Here is a 15861-nt window from a genome sequence, read left to right on the forward strand (position 1 = left end):
GCGTCTACGCAGCAATCGATGGGGACTAGTGCTCGCGCAGCGCCCTGGTGAGTTCGGCACGTGCCAGCAGCTCGTCGTCGGACGGGTAGGCCACTTCCTCCAGCACCAGCGGATGCGGCGCGGCCAGCACGGACTTCGCGTCGCGTTTCCGGGCCAGCAGCCGCTCGTACAGCCAGCCCGGTTCTTCCACGCCCTCGCCCACATACAGGGCGGAGCCGATCAGGGCACGCACCATGTTGTGGCAGAACGCGTCCGCCTGGACGGTGGCCACAATGACGCCGTCCTCCGCGCGGGTGAACTCGAAGCGCTGCAGCTCCCGGATGGTGGTGGCGCCCTCGCGCGGCTTGCAGAAGGACAGGAAGTTCTGCAGCCCCAGGAGCTTGGACGCACCTTCGTTCAGCAGGCCAACGTCCAGCGGGTTCTTGTGCCACAGGGTGGAGTACCGGCCCAGCGGGTCCCACAGGGCAGGCCCGTCCGCAATGCGGTAGCTGTAGCGGCGCCAGAGGGCCGAGAACCGTGCGTCGAAGCCGGGCGGGGCCAGTGAAATCCGGTGCACCTCCACCGCCCCGGTGAGATCCCCGAGGATGCGGCTGAGGGCGCCACGGATCCTGCGCAGCATGGCGACGGCGGGATCCAGTTCGTGCCCGCGCGGGAGTCCCCGCCACTCGGCTTCGGTCAGGTCGAGATGGACAACCTGGCCGCGTGCGTGCACCCCGGCGTCAGTCCGGCCTGCGACGGTGACCCGGATCGGCCGGCGGACCAGCAGGTGCAGGGCCTCTTCCAGGACTCCCTGGACCGTCCGCAGCCCTGGCTGCAATGCCCACCCGCTGAACGGGCCGCCGTCGTAGGACACATCAAGCCGGACACGCAAAAACCCGCCGCCCCCCAAAACGGGGGCAGCGGGTTTTTGGTCGTTCATAGACTCAAGTCTATGCGAAGGAAGTCAGCGAATTACTTCGCGTCCTTCTCCTCGGCAGCGGGCTCTTCAGCAGTTTCCTCAGCGGCCGGAGCCTCTTCGGTTGCAGCCTCTTCAGCGGCAGGAGCCTCGGTGGTTTCCTCGGCCGGAGCATCGGTAGCCTCAGCCTCGGGTGCTTCCTCGGCAGCCGGAGCGGCCTTGGCAGCAGCCTGGGTAGCCTCGGCTACAACGGCCTGCTTGGCGGAAACGGGCTCGAGGACCAGCTCGATGACAGCCATGGGGGCGTTGTCGCCCTTGCGGTTGCCGATCTTGGTGATGCGGGTGTAGCCGCCGTCGCGGTTCTCCACTGCCTGGGCAATGTCGGTGAACAGCTCGTGGACGACGCCCTTGTTGCTGATCAGGCCGAGCACGCGGCGGCGGGAAGCAAGGTCGCCACGCTTGGCGAAAGTCACCAGGCGCTCTGCGTACGGCTTCAGGCGCTTCGCCTTGGTCACCGTGGTGGTGATCCGCTTGTGCTCGAACAGGGATGCTGCCAGGTTCGCGAGCATGAGGCGCTCGTGAGCCGGGCCGCCTCCGAGGCGCGGACCCTTAGTGGGGGTAGGCATAATTGTTTCTCCTCAAATGGAAGCCGTGGGCGCTGCACACCGTGGTGCCCTGCCCGCCGGCCAAGGTCTGGTTTAGAGTTCGTCGTCGCCGAAGGCGGCGTCGTCCTCTTCGATTGCTGCGGCGCGTGCTGCGAGGTCAAAACCGGGAGGCGAGTCCTTGAGGGACAGGCCCAGTTCAACCAGCTTTGCCTTGACCTCGTCAATGGACTTTGCACCGAAGTTGCGGATGTCCATCAGGTCAGCCTCGGAGCGGGCAACGAGTTCACCCACGGTGTGGATGCCCTCACGCTTGAGGCAGTTGTAGGAACGGACGGTAAGGTCCAGATCCTCGATCGGCAGTGCCATGTCGGCTGCCAGGGCAGCGTCGGTGGGCGACGGACCGATCTCGATACCTTCAGCTGCGGTGTTCAGCTCACGTGCCAGACCGAAGAGCTCCACCAGGGTGGTGCCTGCGGAAGCAACAGCATCGCGCGGGGCGATGGCCTGCTTGGTCTCGACGTCGACAATCAGCTTGTCGAAGTCGGTGCGCTGCTCAACACGGGTTGCTTCCACGCGGAAAGTAACCTTCAGCACCGGCGAGTAGATGGAGTCGACCGGGATACGGCCGATCTCTGCGTCGCCGGACTTGTTCTGAGCTGCCGAAACGTAGCCGCGGCCGCGCTCGATGGTCAGTTCGAGTTCGAACTTGCCCTTCGAGTTCAGCGTGGCGATGTGCAGATCCGGGTTGTGGAATTCGACGCCGGCCGGCGGAGCGATGTCCGCGGCGGTGACGACTCCGGGGCCCTGCTTGCGCAGGTATGCGACAACCGGCTCGTCGTGCTCAGAGGAGACCGACAGGCTCTTGATGTTCAGGATGATCTCAGTGACATCTTCCTTCACACCCGGAACCGTGGTGAACTCGTGCAGCACGCCATCGATCCGGATGCTGGTTACGGCAGCACCGGGGATGGAGGAGAGCAGGGTACGGCGGAGGGAGTTTCCGAGGGTGTAGCCGAAGCCCGGTTCCAGCGGTTCAATGATGAAACGCGAACGGTTTTCGGAGACTACCTCTTCGGAGAGGGTGGGGCGCTGTGCAATGAGCACTTAGGTTTCCTTTCGGCGAGCATCCGCTATATGACGCAACACAGGTGGTGGAAATTCGGTCTGAAGACTTAACGCGCTGGGCTTGCCCGGACCATCGACGGTCCGGGCAAGCTCAAGCGGCGCTGGAAGCCTTAGACGCGGCGGCGCTTCGGCGGGCGGCAGCCGTTGTGCGCAGCGGGGGTGACGTCCTGGATGGAGCCAACCTCGAGGCCGGCGGCCTGGAGCGAACGGATGGCGGTCTCGCGTCCGGAGCCCGGGCCCTTGACGAAAACGTCTACCTTGCGCATGCCGTGCTCCTGCGCACGCTTGGCAGCAGCTTCGGCAGCCATCTGGGCTGCGAACGGGGTGGACTTACGCGAGCCCTTGAAGCCAACCTCACCTGAGGAAGCCCAAGAGATAACAGCGCCGCTCGGGTCCGTGATGGAAACGATGGTGTTGTTAAAAGTGCTCTTGATGTGCGCCTGGCCAAGCGCGATATTCTTCTTGTCCTTCTTACGCGGCTTGCGAACCGCGCCACGAGTCTTCGGGGGCATTTTTTCTCCTACAGAAAGTTATTGGGGAATGCTCCGTAAAAAATCCCGGCCGGGATTTTAACGGGCCTTCTTCTTGCCGGCGACGGTACGCTTCGGGCCCTTGCGGGTACGTGCGTTGGTCTTCGTACGCTGTCCGCGTACGGGCAGGCCCTTGCGGTGGCGCAGGCCTTCGTAGCTGCCGATTTCAACCTTGCGGCGGATATCTGCTGCTACTTCGCGGCGAAGGTCACCCTCAACCTTGTAGTTGCCTTCAATGTAGTCACGCAGCTCAACCAGCTGGGCGTCAGTCAGGTCCTTGACGCGAACGTCAGCGCTGATGCCCGTGGCAGCCAGGGTTTCGTGTGCACGGGTCTTGCCCACGCCGTAGATGTAAGTAAGCGCAATTTCCAGCCGCTTTTCGCGGGGAATGTCTACGCCAGCGAGACGAGCCATAGTGGCAGTACTCCTTGATAAACCGGAGGTCCTAGGCAGTACACCCGCACGTTCTGTGCGGCCCCAGCCTCCGACCGGGGGTTAGCTGTCCGGACTCTTTCGAGCTCAATGTTCCAGATCAGCTTGTGCTGCCTTTATTTACTTGCGTGGGTTAGCAACCCAGGATTTCCCGGTGAAGGGAAATTAGCCCTGGCGCTGCTTGTGGCGCGGGTTCTCGCAGATCACCATGACCCGGCCATTACGGCGGATCACTTTGCACTTTTCGCAGATCTGCTTGACGCTCGGCTTGACCTTCATGGCATTCCTTTGCGTGTAACAGTTGGTCAGCTGGAGCGGCAGTCAGCATTCACTGAAGCCGCCCAGCAATTTACTTGTAGCGGTAGACGATACGACCACGGGTGAGGTCGTACGGGCTCAGCTCCACCACTACGCGGTCCTCTGGGAGGATTCGGATGTAGTGCTGACGCATCTTTCCAGAGATGTGTGCCAGAACGATGTGCTTGTTGGTGAGCTCAACGCGAAACATCGCGTTAGGCAGCGCCTCGGTCACAACGCCTTCGATCTCAATGACCCCGTCCTTCTTGGCCATACCCTCCGCTAACTGTTGTTGCCGCAGCCCTGCCGGATTGCACCGGGCATGGCCACGAACGTTTTGGTTGGATCGATTGCCGGTTCCAGACCCAAAAGGGCGTGGCAGTCCAGACAACCAACAAACAACACTACGCCACTTTGCGGCGAAAGTTAAATCCAGCCATGCTAGCGCATCTCGCCGCCGTACGCACCATAATCCCCCGCCGGAGTGCTCACTGCTTGGGCACTGGCCACCCCGTCGAGTATGGCCAGGCGTACGACGTCGGCTGCCGCGCTCTGCAGTGTAATAAGGCTGAGCTGCCGGGCAGCTTCGTCCGAGCGGTCCAGGTGCACGGCGCCAGTTGCGAGGCAGAAGACCGTATCACCGTCAGCAAGGGTGTGGGAGGGATTAAGCGCCCGTGCGATCCCGGCATGCGAAGCCGACGCCGTTCTTTTGCATTCCGCCACATCCAGGACGGCGTTGGTGGCGACAACAACGAGGGTGGTGTTCAGCGGCGCGTCTGCATCATGGTGATCGGGCTTTTCGAAACCAAACGGGAGTCCCAACGCGTTGACGATGGCTAGGGCTCCGACAATGACGCCGTTGTCCAGCGCGATGGAGGCCGTGCCAGCGCCGCCTTTGAACTGTCGCCTGCCGATGAGGGCCCCGGTGCCGGCACCCACGTTGCCGCGTCCGACGTCGTGCCCGTCCTGCTCCGCAGCCGCCGCGGCGGTGGCCGCGTAGCCCATGTCCGGCGTCGGACGTGCCTTAAAGTCGCCGCCCCGGCCGAGGTCGAAGATCGCGGCGGCCGGGACGATGGGGACTACTCCCCCGGGCACCGGGAACCCGCGGCCGTGCTCCTCGCACCAGCGCTGGGCGCCTCCGGCTGAAGCGAGGCCGTAGGCGCTGCCGCCGGTGAGGACTATGGCGTGAACGGTACTGACCAAGGTGGTGGGATCCAGCGCGTCCGTCTCGTGGGTGGCCGGTCCGCCTCCCTGGACTTCCACAGAACCTACCGTGCCCGGCGGCGGCAGGACCACCGTCACGCCAGTCAGCCAGCCGTCGTCGGATTTCTGCACATGGCCAACCCGGATCCCGGGCACATCAGTGATCGCTCCCATGGCACCCATTCTTCCCCCTCCCCCAACCAGGTAGCGCTAAGTGTCGTTTTGAACCCTCAAAACGACACTTGGCGCTACTCAGTTGGGAAGGCGGCGGAGAACTTAGGGGATCGGCACGGGGGTGACGCCGAGGGGCACCAGGTGCTCGGCGCCGCCGTCGGGCGCTGACAGCACCCAGATGCCCTTCTCATGGACAGCCACCGAGTGCTCCCACTGGCAGGAACGCTTGCCGTCCGTGGTGACCACGGTCCAGTCGTCCTCCAGGACTGCGGTGTCGATGCCGCCGCGCACCAGCATGGGCTCAATGGCGAGGCACAGGCCCGGCCGGATTTTCGGGCCGCGGTGGCTGGTGCGGTAGTTCAGCACATCCGGAGCCATGTGCATTTCCGAGCCGATGCCGTGGCCCACGTAATCTTCCAGGATGCCAAGCGGCTTGCCGGGAACGGAGGAGACGTAGTCGTCGATGGCCGCCCCGACGTCGCCGACATGCTTGCCGGTGGCCAGCGCCGCGATCCCCCGCCACATTGCAGCACGGGTGACGTCCGAAAGGCGCTGGTCCTCCGGATCCGCCGTGCCCACAATGACGGTCCGGGCGGAATCGGAGTGCCAGCCGTTGACGATCGCGCCGCCGTCTATCGAGATGATGTCACCGTCTTTGAGGACCCGGCTGCCGGGGATGCCATGCACCACCTCCTCATTGACCGAGGTGCAGATGGTGGCCGGAAAGCCGTGGTAGCCGAGGAAGTTCGACTTTGCGCCGGCCTCGTTCAGCACAGCGGCGAAGACGTCGTCCAGGTGCTTGGTTGTCACGCCGGGCACGGCGGCGGCTACGGCAGCATCGAGCGCGCGGCTCAGGACCAGGCCTGCCTCGTGCATGGTGCGCATCTGGGCGTTGGTCTTGTATTCGATGCGGGGCTGGCCAAAGGCCATGGGGTTCCTTCTTTCAAATGGCTGAGGCTCCTCCCGGATGACGGGAGGAGCCTCGATGTACTGCCGGCTGGATCAGGCTGCCTGGGCTGCCTTGATAGCCTCCATGACGCGGTCGGTGACCTCGTCGATGGGGCCGATTCCGTCCACCTGGGTGAGGATGCCGCGCTCGGCGTACTTGGCCACCACAGCTTCGGTCTGCTCGTGGTACAGGTCAAGGCGGTGGCGGATGACGGCTTCGTTGTCGTCGCTCCGGCCCGTTTCCTTGGCCCGGCCCAGGAGCCGGTGGACCAGTTCCTCATCGTCCGCAGTCAGCTGCAGGACGACGTCAAGCTTCTCCTCACCCTTGGCGAGGATCTCGTCCAGGTAGTCCACCTGGGCGGTGGTGCGGGGGTAGCCGTCCAGCAGGAAGCCGTTTTCGACGTCGGCCTCGCTGAGCCGGTCCCGCACCATCTTGTTGGTCACGCTGTCCGGAACGAAGTCGCCATTGTCCATGTACTTCTTGGCCTCAATGCCAAGCGGCGTCTCGCCCTTCACGTTCGCACGGAAGATGTCGCCGGTGGAGATGGCCACAACGCCGAGGCGCTCTGAAATCCGTTCCGCCTGCGTTCCTTTTCCGGACCCCGGAGGTCCAATAATCAGCATTCTCGTCATCGCAAAAGCCCTTCGTAGTGACGTTGTTGTAGCTGCGCATCAATCTGCTTGACGGTCTCCAGACCCACGCCCACCATGATCAGGATCGAGGTGCCACCGAACGGGAAGTTCTGGTTCGCGTTGATCAGTACCAGTGCCACGAGCGGGATCAGCGCCACGAAGCCCAGGTAGAGGGCTCCGGGCAGGGTGATCCTGGAGAGCACGTACTGCAGATAGTCAGCGGTCGGCTTACCCGCGCGGATACCCGGGATAAAGCCGCCGTACTTCTTCATGTTGTCCGAGACCTCTTCAGGGTTGAAGGTGATCGCGACATAGAAGTAGGTAAAGAACACGATCATGGCGAAGTACAGGACCATGTAGATCGGCTGGTCGCCGCGGACCAGGTTGTTGTTAATCCATTCAACCCACGGCTGCAGCTGCTCGCCCTGCTTGGGCTGGTTGAACTGCGCAATCAGGCCCGGCAGGTACAGCATGGAGGAAGCGAAGATCACCGGGATGACACCGGCCATGTTGACCTTGATGGGGATATAGGTGCTGGTTCCGCCCACGGTCCGGCGGCCGATCATCCGCTTCGCGTACTGCACCGGAACCCGGCGCTGCGACTGCTCAACGAAGACCACCAGGGCAACGGTGAGCAGGCCCACGGCAAGGACGATGAAGAACGTTCCGGGACCCTGCGAGGTCCAGATGGCGCCGAGGGAGGTGGGGAAGGTGGCGGCGATGGACGTGAAGATCAGCAGCGACATGCCGTTGCCCACGCCCTTCTCGGTGACGAGCTCGCCCATCCACATGATCAGGCCGGTGCCTGCCGTGAGGGTGATGATGATCAGGATGGTGGTGATCACGCTGTTGTCAGGAATGATCGGCAGGTTGCAGCCCGGAAGCAACTGGCCGGAACGCGCCAGGGACACCAGGGTCGTGGCATTGAGCAGGCCCAGTGCAATGGTGAGGTAACGGGTGTACTGGGTCAGCTTCGACTGACCTGAGGCGCCCTCTTCGTAGAGCTCCTGGAACCGGGGAATGACCACCCGGAGCAGCTGGACGATGATGCTTGCCGTGATGTACGGCATGATGCCCAGGGCGAAGATGGACACCTGGAGCAACGCGCCGCCGCTGAACAGGTTCACGAGCTGGTACAGCCCGCCTGCCGTCTGACCGTTCTGCAAGCATTGCTGGACATTCTGGTAGTTCACACCAGGCGAGGGAATGAAAGCACCCAAGCGGAAGATGGTGATGATTCCCAGCGTGAACAACAACTTGCGTCGCAGATCAGGCGTGCGAAAGGCCCGGCCAAATGCGCTAAGCAAGCGTCCTCCTGTGGTGTATATAAGAGTGGTGTGATGGGGATCTATAAATCCCAACAACCGAGTCTAACGGGTGTATGCGCCCTGCGAACAATCCGCGGAAGCGGCACTGCGCCGGATGGCGGCGAAAAAACGCCGGGCGGATGGAAAAAACTCCCGGCCCCAGGGCCGTAGCCCCGGGACCGGGAGTTCAACAACGGGCTTGGCGCCCACCGGCTCTAGAGAGCGGTGGTGCTTCCGCCTGCTGCGGCGATCTTTTCAGCAGCGCTGGCCGAGAATGCGTGGGCGGTGACGTCAACCTTGACGGTGATGTCGCCGGTGCCCAGCACCTTGACGGGCTGGTTCTTGCGAACGGCACCCTTTTCGACCAGGTTCTCCACGGTGACTGCGCCACCTTCGGGGAACAGCTCGTTGAGCTTGTCCAGGTTCACAACCTGGAACTCAACCCGGAACGGGTTCTTGAAGCCGCGCAGCTTCGGCAGGCGCATGTGCAGCGGCAGCTGGCCGCCGGCAAAGCCAGCCTTGATCTGGTAACGGGCTGCAGTACCCTTGGTACCACGTCCGGCGGTCTTACCCTTGGATCCCTCGCCACGACCAACGCGGGTCTTGGCGGTCTTGGCACCCGGGGCGGGACGCAGGTGGTGAACCTTCAGGGCGTTCTGCTTCTCAGCAGCCTGTGCCTTATCAGCAGTGTTCTCTGCCATTTACTTCGCCTCCTCTACCTTTACCAGGTGCGGAACCGTGTTGAGCATTCCCACGGTCACGGCATCGGCGGTGCGGACAACGGTCTGTCCAATACGCTTCAGGCCGAGGGACCGCAGGGTGTCGCGCTGGTTCTGCTTGCCGCCAATGGCGGACTTGATCTGAGTGATCTCCAACTGGGCGTCGGAGGGAATCAGGTTCTTAGCCATGACTAGGCACCTGCCTTCGGAGCCAGGAGAGCCTTCACCAGTGCCGCCGGAGCGATCTCGTCGAGGGGCAGGCCGCGGCGTGCTGCCACTGCTGCCGGCTCTTCGAGGCGCTTCAGGGCGTCAACAGTCGCGTGAACGATGTTGATGGCGTTGGAGGAACCGAGCGACTTGGAGAGGATGTCGTGGATTCCCACGCATTCCAGTACTGCACGGACCGGACCACCGGCGATAACACCGGTACCGGCGGAAGCCGGACGCAGCATTACGACGCCTGCGGCAGCCTCACCCTGAACGCGGTGCGGGATGGTGTTGCCAACGCGGGGAACGCGGAAGAAGGACTTCTTAGCTTCTTCAACGCCCTTCGCGATTGCGGCAGGAACTTCCTTAGCCTTGCCGTAGCCAACGCCGACCATGCCGTTACCGTCACCAACGACGACCAGGGCGGTGAAGCTGAAGCGACGACCACCCTTGACCACCTTGGAAACGCGGTTGATGGTGACGACGCGCTCTACGAACTGGCTCTTCTCGGCTTCACGGCCGCCGTCGCGGCCGCCACGGCCACCACGGTCGCCGCGGCCCTGGCCACGGTCGCCACGCTCGCCGCGACGAGCGCCACCACGGCGGTCATCGGCAGCTGCGGGGGCAGTGGTCTCAGCGGCAGCTACGGCTTCAGTAGCCTTCTGATCTGCAGACACAGTGTCCTTTTCCTTGTTTGCTTCCGTCACAGTGACAGCCCACCTTCACGTGCACCGTCAGCGACGGCGGCGATCCGGCCGTGGTACTTGTTACCACCGCGGTCGAAGACAACAGCTTCGATACCGGCAGCCTTGGCACGCTCTGCGACGAGTTCGCCAACGCGCTTGGCCTTGGCAGTCTTGTCGCCGTCGAATGCACGAAGGTCGGCTTCCAGAGTGGAGGCGCTCGCTACGGTCAGGCCCTTGGTGTCATCGACAACCTGGACAAATACGTGGCGTGCGGAGCGGTTGACGACCAGACGCGGACGTACAGCCGTACCGGAGATGCGCTTACGGATACGAAGCTGGCGGCGGCTGCGCGAAGCAGACTTGCTCTTGTTCGTACGCTTCTTGTTAATTGAGATGGCCATGGTTACTTACCAGCCTTTCCGACCTTGCGGCGGATGACTTCGCCGGCGTAACGGATGCCCTTGCCCTTGTAGGGGTCCGGCTTCCGCAGCTTGCGAATGTTGGCAGCAACCTCGCCGACCTGCTGCTTGTTGATACCTGAAACAGAGAGCTTGGTCGGGGTCTCAACTGCAAAGGTGATGCCCTCCGGTGCGGAGACATTGACCGGGTGGCTGAAACCGAGAGCGAACTCAAGGTCAGATCCCTTGGCCTGAACGCGGTAACCGGTACCAACGATTTCAAGCTTCTTCTCGTAGCCCTTGGTAACGCCCTCGATCATGTTGGAGATCAGGGTGCGGGTCAGGCCGTGGAGTGAACGGGAGGCGCGCTCGTCGTTCGGGCGGGCGACAGTCAGGGTGTCTGCATCCAGGGTGACCTCGATCGGGCTGGCCACAGTGTGGTTCAGCTCGCCCTTGGATCCCTTGACGCTGACGACAGAGCCGTCAACCTTGACCTCAACGCCGGCAGGAACGGTGATGGGGAGACGTCCAATACGTGACATTATTCTCTTCCTTTCCCGTTACCAGACGTACGCGAGGACTTCGCCGCCCACGCCCTTCTTGCCGGCCTGCTTGTCAGTCAGGAGGCCGGAAGAGGTGGACAGGATTGCGACACCCAGGCCACCGAGCACGTGCGGCAGGTTGGTGGACTTTGCGTAAACACGCAGGCCCGGCTTGGAGATACGGCGAACACCAGCGATTGAACGCTCGCGGTTCGGTCCGAACTTGAGCTCGATGGTCAGCTTCTTGCCAACCTCAGCGTCCTCTTCCTTCCAGCCGGCAATGAAGCCTTCGGCCTTGAGGATGTCGGCGACGCGTGCCTTGAGCTTGCTGTACGGCATGGTCACGGTGTCGTGGTATGCCGAGTTTGCATTGCGCAGACGCGTAAGCATGTCTGCGACAGGATCTGTCATTGTCATGGTGGGCTCTTGCCCTTCCTCGTAACGGTTTCCGCGGTGCAGCGTCCCCGGCCTGGGCCAGGGATCCGTACCGCCGGACCTTTTACGTAGTTAGATTAGTCTTCGGCCTTGAACGGGAAGCCAAGCGCCTTCAGCAGCGCGCGGCCTTCGTCATCGGTCTTGGCAGTGGTAACAACCGTGATGTCCATACCGCGGACGCGGTCGATCTTGTCCTGGTCGATTTCGTGGAACATAACCTGCTCGGTCAGACCGAAGGTGTAGTTGCCGTTGCCATCGAACTGCTTGCCGGAGAGACCGCGGAAGTCCCTGATTCGGGGCAGCGCCAGGGTGACAAGACGATCCAGGAATTCCCACATGCGGTCGCCACGCAGGGTAGCGTGTGCACCGATGGGCATGCCTTCGCGCAGCTTGAACTGTGCGATCGACTTGCGGGCCTTGGTTACCTGCGGCTTCTGGCCGGTGATCTGGGTGAGGTCGCGGACGGCGCCGTCGATCAGCTTGGAGTCCTTGGCGGCATCTCCAACACCCATGTTCACAACAACCTTCACGAGGCGGGGAACCTGGTTGACGTTCTGGTACTTGAATTCCTCAATGAGCGTGCTCTTGATGGATTCGGCGTACTTGGTCTTCAGACGAGGAACGATCTTCGTTGCCGGAGTCTCGAGAGTCTCAGTCATTAGATGTCCTTCCCTGAGCTCTTGGCCACGCGGATGCGGACTTCGCGCTGCTTGCCGTTGCGCTCAACGGTCTCAGTGCGGAAGCCAACGCGGGTGGGCTTCTTGGTGGACGGGTCGACCAGAGCCACGTTGGAGATGTGGATCGGGGCTTCAACAACCTCGATGCCACCGGTCTTGGTGCCGCGCTGCGACTGACCGACCTTGGTGTGCTTGGTTACGCGGTTAACGCCTTCAACCAACACGCGGTTGGTGTCGGTGAACACGCGCAGGACCTTGCCCTGCTTGCCGCGGTCGCCGCCGCGCTCAGCCTTGGCGCCAGTGATGACCTGAACCAGGTCACCCTTCTTGATCTTTGCAGCCATGGACTAGAGCACCTCCGGAGCCAGAGAAACGATCTTCATGAACTTCTTGTCACGGAGTTCACGACCAACCGGTCCGAAGATACGGGTACCGCGGGGGTCACCGTCGCCCTTCAGGATCACAGCTGCGTTCTCGTCAAACTTGATGTAGGAACCATCCGCACGGCGGCGTTCCTTCTTGGTACGGACGATGACTGCCTTAACAACATCGCCCTTCTTTACGTTGCCGCCCGGGATTGCATCCTTGACGGTGGCGACAATGACGTCACCGATGCCTGCGTAGCGACGGCCAGATCCACCGAGAACGCGAATGGTAAGGATTTCCTTAGCACCCGTGTTGTCGGCGACCTTGAGTCGCGACTCCTGCTGAATCACTATTTACTCCTTGCGTCGCGCCGGTTCTCAGACCGAAAATCTTCCTACGGAATGAGCCTTGCGGAACGGTTGATCGGGGTGTCTCTTGACCTGCCTGGATTTTGCCAGACCAGGCCTAAACTCCCGTGCCAGAAGCAGTTGCTCCCATCCGGTCCAGGACTGGTCCTGGGCGCAAGGGGGCACTATGCCGTGGCACGCTTGTTTACGAGGTTGATGACGGCGCACGAAAGGCGCCATACAAACTCAAAATCTTAGCACAGTTTCGGCCGGTTCCCATATCACCGGGAGGCGCTCTCCCGCAAGGCGGACGACGGCGGGCACGGCGGACTTCCGCGGGCACGGCGGACGACGGCGCCACGCGCGGCAGCCTCACACCCCGCCTTTGGTGCCACTCCCCCCGGGTCCCGCCCACCGCCGTCGGACGCTCTCTCACTTAACGCGCCCTTTCGGCGGACGCTCTCTCACTTAACGCGTCGTTTCGGCCGGCGCTCACTCATTTAACGCGTCCTTTCGGCCGGCGCTCTCTCACTCAACACGCCCTTTCGGCGGACGCTCTCTCACTTTCTTGAGGACAGTGAGAAAGCGTCCCGGAATTTCCCGCGTTAAGTGAGAGAGCGTCCGGGGAAGAGGCACGGCGGCGGGACGCGCCGTCGTGCCTTCGCCAAGGCCTGCCCCGCGTGGCGCGGTTGCATGGTTAAGCGCGGAAACCCCCGCTCCCAGAGGGAGCAGGGGCTTCCGGATACCGAAGCAGCAGGTGCTACTTGGCCTTCTCGAGGATCTCCACGAGCCGCCAGTTCTTGGTGGCGGACAGCGGGCGGGTCTCGGCGATGACAACGAGGTCGCCGATGCCGGCGGTGTTGTTCTCATCGTGAGCCTTGACCTTGGAGGTACGGCGGATGACCTTGCCGTACAGGGCGTGCTTCACGCGGTCCTCAACCTGGACAACGATGGTCTTTTCCATCTTGTCAGAGACCACGTAGCCGCGACGCGTCTTGCGGTAACCGCGCTGCTCAGCCGTGGCTGCGGTAGCAGTTTCCGTCACGTTCTCGTCCTTTTCACTCACTTGGCATCCTCCTCGGTCTCAACCGTTTCAGCCGGCTCGGCCTTCTTGGTTGCTGCCTTCTTGGACTTCTTCTCTTCCTTGGCTTCCACAACCGGTGCGGCAACCTCGGCACGAATGCCCAGCTCGCGCTCACGGAGAACGGTGTAGATGCGGGCGATGTCCTTCTTTACCGCGCGCAGACGACCGTGGTTCTCCAGCTGTCCGGTGGCGGACTGGAAACGCAGGTTGAACAGCTCTTCCTTGGCCTTGCGGAGTTCTTCAACGAGACGCTCGTTGTCGAAACCGTCCAGCTGTGCGGGAGCCAGATCCTTGGATCCTACTGCCATTTCTATTCACCACCTTCGCGACGCAGAATGCGTGCCTTCAACGGGAGCTTGTGGATTGCCAGGCGCAGGGCCTCGCGGGCTACCGATTCCTCGACACCGGAGATCTCGAAGAGAACCCGGCCCGGCTTGACGTTTGCGACCCACCATTCCGGTGAACCCTTACCGGAACCCATGCGGGTTTCGGCAGGCTTCTTGGTCAGGGGACGGTCCGGGTAGATGTTGATCCAGACCTTACCGCCACGCTTGATGTGGCGGGTCATCGCGATACGGGCAGACTCGATCTGACGGTTGGTGACGTATGCCGGGCTCAGGGCCTGGATGCCGTACTCACCGAAGGAGACCTTGGTGCCGCCCGTAGCAGCGCCGGAACGACCCGGGTGGTGCTGCTTACGGTGCTTGACTCGACGTGGGATAAGCATTTAAGCCTGTCCTCCTTCTACAGCTGCAGCAGGTGCAGCCTCAGCTGCCGGAGCCTCGGCAGCAGGAGCTGCGTCAGCGGCCGGGCGGTCGTTGCGACGGCGGCGGTCACCACGGTCAGCGCCACCCGGGCGGCCCGGACGGTCGCTGGGACCGCGGCCACGGGACGGGGCGGAAGCGGCCTGCTGGGCCAGTTCCTTGGCGGTGACGTCACCCTTGTAGATCCAGACCTTCACGCCGATGCGGCCGAAGGTGGTCTTGGCTTCGTAGAAGCCGTAGTCGATGTTCGCGCGGAGGGTGTGCAGGGGCACACGGCCTTCCCGGTAGAACTCCGAGCGGGACATTTCAGCGCCACCGAGTCGACCGGAGCAGGCGATACGGATGCCCTTGGCACCTGCACGCTGCGCGGACTGCATGGCCTTCTTCATTGCACGGCGGAATGCCACGCGTGAAGTCAGCTGTTCAGCAACGCCCTGGGCTACAAGCTGGGCTTCCATCTCGGGGTTCTTGACCTCGAGGATGTTCAGCTGGACCTGCTTGCCGGTGAGCTTTTCGAGCTCGCCGCGGATGCGGTCTGCTTCTGCTCCACGGCGGCCGATGACGATGCCGGGACGGGCCGTGTGGATGTCCACGCGGACGCGGTCACGGGTGCGCTCGATCTCAACCTTGGCGATCCCGGCGCGCTCCATGCCCGTAGACATGAGCTGGCGGATGCGGATGTCTTCGCGAACGAAGTCCTTGTACCGCTGGCCGGCCTTGGTGCTGTCAGCGAACCAGTGCGATACGTGATCGGTGGTGATGCCGAGTCGGAACCCGTGCGGGTTTACTTTCTGTCCCACTTAGCGAGCCTCCTCTTTCTCCGGGGTAGCGACTACCACGGTGATGTGGCTGGTGCGCTTCTTGATCTGAAATGCACGACCCTGGGCACGCGGCTGGAACCGCTTCATGGTCGGGCCTTCATCAACAAACGCTTCGCTGATGATGAGGTCACCTTCGTCAAACGCCACGCCGTCGCGGTCCGCGAGGACCCGGGCGTTGGAGATTGCCGACTGTACTACCTTGAATACCGGCTCCGAAGCTGCCTGGGGGGCAAACTTCAGAATTGCCAGAGCCTCATTCGCTTGCAATCCACGAACAAGGTTGACGACGCGCCGGGCCTTCATAGGCGTTACGCGGATGTGGCGCGCAATTGCCTTGGCTTCCATTGCTTTCCTTCTCTCGTCTTTGACGTAAGTGCAGGCGCCTAGCGGCGCTTGCCCTTACGGTCGTCCTTGACATGGCCGCGGAATGTCCGCGTGGGAGCGAATTCGCCGAGCTTGTGCCCGACCATCGACTCGGTGACAAACACCGGGATGTGCTTGCGTCCGTCGTGTACGGCGATCGTGTGTCCGAGCATGTCGGGGATGATCATCGAACGGCGGGACCAGGTCTTGATGACGTTCTTGGTGCCCTTTTCGTTTTCCCTGGCTACCTTCACAAAGAGGTGCTGGTCGACGAAAGGACCTTTTTTCAGGCTGCGTGGCATG

General features: G+C 62.5%; 26 protein-coding genes. All 26 read right to left on the minus strand.

Going from position 1 to position 15861, the window contains the following annotated elements:
- Positions 1-25 precede the first annotated feature (25 nt).
- A complete protein-coding gene (locus KTR40_RS13225) occupies positions 26-919 on the minus strand; it encodes a tRNA pseudouridine(38-40) synthase TruA (RefSeq protein WP_228404025.1) in 894 nt (297 codons plus the stop codon).
- A gap of 32 nt (positions 920-951) precedes the next feature.
- Positions 952-1521, minus strand: coding sequence for a 50S ribosomal protein L17 (gene rplQ / locus KTR40_RS13230; RefSeq protein WP_228404026.1), 570 nt, complete (start codon positions 1519-1521; stop codon positions 952-954).
- Between the two features lie 72 nt (positions 1522-1593).
- Complete coding sequence (locus tag KTR40_RS13235) at positions 1594-2604, minus strand: DNA-directed RNA polymerase subunit alpha (RefSeq protein ID WP_013601812.1); 1011 nt, start codon at positions 2602-2604, stop codon at positions 1594-1596.
- Positions 2605-2735: 131 nt separating this feature from the next.
- A complete protein-coding gene (gene rpsK, locus KTR40_RS13240) occupies positions 2736-3137 on the minus strand; it encodes a 30S ribosomal protein S11 (protein ID WP_018760435.1) in 402 nt (133 codons plus the stop codon).
- A 57-nt stretch (positions 3138-3194) separates the two neighbouring features.
- Positions 3195-3569, minus strand: a complete 375-nt coding sequence (rpsM, locus tag KTR40_RS13245; RefSeq protein WP_003803743.1) for a 30S ribosomal protein S13 — start codon at positions 3567-3569, stop codon at positions 3195-3197.
- A gap of 183 nt (positions 3570-3752) precedes the next feature.
- Entirely contained in the window at positions 3753-3866 is a 114-nt protein-coding gene (gene rpmJ / locus KTR40_RS13250) for a 50S ribosomal protein L36 (protein ID WP_009358722.1), read from the minus strand.
- A gap of 70 nt (positions 3867-3936) precedes the next feature.
- Positions 3937-4158, minus strand: coding sequence for a translation initiation factor IF-1 (gene infA, locus KTR40_RS13255; RefSeq protein ID WP_009358723.1), 222 nt, complete (start codon positions 4156-4158; stop codon positions 3937-3939).
- Positions 4159-4325: 167 nt separating this feature from the next.
- Positions 4326-5261, minus strand: a complete 936-nt coding sequence (locus KTR40_RS13260) for a P1 family peptidase (RefSeq protein ID WP_228404027.1) — start codon at positions 5259-5261, stop codon at positions 4326-4328.
- 102 nt (positions 5262-5363) lie between these two features.
- The gene (gene map / locus KTR40_RS13265; protein ID WP_139029935.1) at positions 5364-6191 is read right to left on the minus strand and encodes a type I methionyl aminopeptidase; all 828 of its coding nucleotides are present in this window, start codon (positions 6189-6191) and stop codon (positions 5364-5366) included.
- Between the two features lie 72 nt (positions 6192-6263).
- Complete coding sequence (locus KTR40_RS13270) at positions 6264-6833, minus strand: adenylate kinase (RefSeq protein ID WP_013601815.1); 570 nt, start codon at positions 6831-6833, stop codon at positions 6264-6266.
- Between the two features lie 5 nt (positions 6834-6838).
- Complete coding sequence (secY, locus tag KTR40_RS13275; RefSeq protein WP_228404028.1) at positions 6839-8149, minus strand: preprotein translocase subunit SecY; 1311 nt, start codon at positions 8147-8149, stop codon at positions 6839-6841.
- A 215-nt stretch (positions 8150-8364) separates the two neighbouring features.
- Complete coding sequence (gene rplO, locus KTR40_RS13280; RefSeq protein WP_066277850.1) at positions 8365-8850, minus strand: 50S ribosomal protein L15; 486 nt, start codon at positions 8848-8850, stop codon at positions 8365-8367.
- Positions 8851-9057: a 50S ribosomal protein L30 gene (gene rpmD / locus KTR40_RS13285; protein ID WP_078027228.1), complete on the minus strand. Its 207-nt coding sequence runs from the start codon at positions 9055-9057 to the stop codon at positions 8851-8853.
- Positions 9058-9059: 2 nt separating this feature from the next.
- On the minus strand, positions 9060-9782 hold the full coding sequence (gene rpsE / locus KTR40_RS13290) for a 30S ribosomal protein S5 (protein WP_139029937.1): 723 nt from the start codon (positions 9780-9782) through the stop codon (positions 9060-9062).
- Entirely contained in the window at positions 9779-10162 is a 384-nt protein-coding gene (rplR, locus tag KTR40_RS13295) for a 50S ribosomal protein L18 (RefSeq protein ID WP_079596676.1), read from the minus strand. The genes rpsE and rplR overlap by 4 nt, the downstream gene beginning before the upstream one ends.
- Positions 10163-10164: 2 nt before the next feature.
- On the minus strand, positions 10165-10701 hold the full coding sequence (gene rplF, locus KTR40_RS13300) for a 50S ribosomal protein L6 (protein WP_050054319.1): 537 nt from the start codon (positions 10699-10701) through the stop codon (positions 10165-10167).
- Positions 10702-10719: 18 nt separating this feature from the next.
- Positions 10720-11118: a 30S ribosomal protein S8 gene (gene rpsH, locus KTR40_RS13305; RefSeq protein ID WP_041652213.1), complete on the minus strand. Its 399-nt coding sequence runs from the start codon at positions 11116-11118 to the stop codon at positions 10720-10722.
- Positions 11119-11213: 95 nt separating this feature from the next.
- Entirely contained in the window at positions 11214-11795 is a 582-nt protein-coding gene (rplE, locus tag KTR40_RS13310; protein WP_102975105.1) for a 50S ribosomal protein L5, read from the minus strand.
- Positions 11795-12157, minus strand: a complete 363-nt coding sequence (gene rplX, locus KTR40_RS13315; protein ID WP_228404029.1) for a 50S ribosomal protein L24 — start codon at positions 12155-12157, stop codon at positions 11795-11797. Before rplX ends, rplE begins: the two co-directional genes overlap by 1 nt.
- 3 nt (positions 12158-12160) lie before the next feature.
- Complete coding sequence (rplN, locus tag KTR40_RS13320; RefSeq protein WP_009358299.1) at positions 12161-12529, minus strand: 50S ribosomal protein L14; 369 nt, start codon at positions 12527-12529, stop codon at positions 12161-12163.
- 757 nt (positions 12530-13286) lie between these two features.
- The gene (gene rpsQ / locus KTR40_RS13325) at positions 13287-13592 is read right to left on the minus strand and encodes a 30S ribosomal protein S17 (protein WP_013601827.1); all 306 of its coding nucleotides are present in this window, start codon (positions 13590-13592) and stop codon (positions 13287-13289) included.
- Positions 13589-13918: a 50S ribosomal protein L29 gene (rpmC, locus tag KTR40_RS19080; protein ID WP_013601828.1), complete on the minus strand. Its 330-nt coding sequence runs from the start codon at positions 13916-13918 to the stop codon at positions 13589-13591. Before rpmC ends, rpsQ begins: the two co-directional genes overlap by 4 nt.
- A gap of 2 nt (positions 13919-13920) precedes the next feature.
- On the minus strand, positions 13921-14337 hold the full coding sequence (gene rplP, locus KTR40_RS13335; protein WP_013601829.1) for a 50S ribosomal protein L16: 417 nt from the start codon (positions 14335-14337) through the stop codon (positions 13921-13923).
- Positions 14338-15174 carry a 30S ribosomal protein S3 gene (rpsC, locus tag KTR40_RS13340; protein ID WP_104184333.1) on the minus strand — a complete coding sequence of 279 codons (837 nt, stop codon included), beginning with the start codon at positions 15172-15174 and terminating at the stop codon, positions 14338-14340.
- Complete coding sequence (rplV, locus tag KTR40_RS13345; RefSeq protein WP_009358304.1) at positions 15175-15540, minus strand: 50S ribosomal protein L22; 366 nt, start codon at positions 15538-15540, stop codon at positions 15175-15177.
- 38 nt (positions 15541-15578) lie between these two features.
- The gene (rpsS, locus tag KTR40_RS13350; RefSeq protein ID WP_003803803.1) at positions 15579-15860 is read right to left on the minus strand and encodes a 30S ribosomal protein S19; all 282 of its coding nucleotides are present in this window, start codon (positions 15858-15860) and stop codon (positions 15579-15581) included.
- Position 15861 lies beyond the last annotated feature (1 nt).

The organism is Pseudarthrobacter sp. L1SW (assembly GCF_020809045.1).
GTDB lineage: Bacteria > Actinomycetota > Actinomycetes > Actinomycetales > Micrococcaceae > Arthrobacter.

Coding starts and splice junctions, on each gene's coding strand:
- KTR40_RS13225 (WP_228404025.1), bottom strand. CDS start 919: ATGAACGACCAAAAACCCGCTGCCCCCGTTTTGGGGGGCGGCGGGTTT.
- rplQ (WP_228404026.1), bottom strand. CDS start 1,521: ATGCCTACCCCCACTAAGGGTCCGCGCCTCGGAGGCGGCCCGGCTCAC.
- rpsK (WP_018760435.1), bottom strand. CDS start 3,137: ATGCCCCCGAAGACTCGTGGCGCGGTTCGCAAGCCGCGTAAGAAGGAC.
- rpsM (WP_003803743.1), bottom strand. CDS start 3,569: ATGGCTCGTCTCGCTGGCGTAGACATTCCCCGCGAAAAGCGGCTGGAA.
- rpmJ (WP_009358722.1), bottom strand. CDS start 3,866: ATGAAGGTCAAGCCGAGCGTCAAGCAGATCTGCGAAAAGTGCAAAGTG.
- infA (WP_009358723.1), bottom strand. CDS start 4,158: ATGGCCAAGAAGGACGGGGTCATTGAGATCGAAGGCGTTGTGACCGAG.
- KTR40_RS13260 (WP_228404027.1), bottom strand. CDS start 5,261: ATGGGAGCGATCACTGATGTGCCCGGGATCCGGGTTGGCCATGTGCAG.
- map (WP_139029935.1), bottom strand. CDS start 6,191: ATGGCCTTTGGCCAGCCCCGCATCGAATACAAGACCAACGCCCAGATG.
- KTR40_RS13270 (WP_013601815.1), bottom strand. CDS start 6,833: ATGCTGATTATTGGACCTCCGGGGTCCGGAAAAGGAACGCAGGCGGAA.
- rplO (WP_066277850.1), bottom strand. CDS start 8,850: ATGGCAGAGAACACTGCTGATAAGGCACAGGCTGCTGAGAAGCAGAAC.
- rpmD (WP_078027228.1), bottom strand. CDS start 9,057: ATGGCTAAGAACCTGATTCCCTCCGACGCCCAGTTGGAGATCACTCAG.
- rplR (WP_079596676.1), bottom strand. CDS start 10,162: ATGGCCATCTCAATTAACAAGAAGCGTACGAACAAGAGCAAGTCTGCT.
- rplF (WP_050054319.1), bottom strand. CDS start 10,701: ATGTCACGTATTGGACGTCTCCCCATCACCGTTCCTGCCGGCGTTGAG.
- rpsH (WP_041652213.1), bottom strand. CDS start 11,118: ATGACAATGACAGATCCTGTCGCAGACATGCTTACGCGTCTGCGCAAT.
- rplE (WP_102975105.1), bottom strand. CDS start 11,795: ATGACTGAGACTCTCGAGACTCCGGCAACGAAGATCGTTCCTCGTCTG.
- rplX (WP_228404029.1), bottom strand. CDS start 12,157: ATGGCTGCAAAGATCAAGAAGGGTGACCTGGTTCAGGTCATCACTGGC.
- rpmC (WP_013601828.1), bottom strand. CDS start 13,918: ATGGCAGTAGGATCCAAGGATCTGGCTCCCGCACAGCTGGACGGTTTC.
- rplP (WP_013601829.1), bottom strand. CDS start 14,337: ATGCTTATCCCACGTCGAGTCAAGCACCGTAAGCAGCACCACCCGGGT.
- rplV (WP_009358304.1), bottom strand. CDS start 15,540: ATGGAAGCCAAGGCAATTGCGCGCCACATCCGCGTAACGCCTATGAAG.
- rpsS (WP_003803803.1), bottom strand. CDS start 15,860: ATGCCACGCAGCCTGAAAAAAGGTCCTTTCGTCGACCAGCACCTCTTT.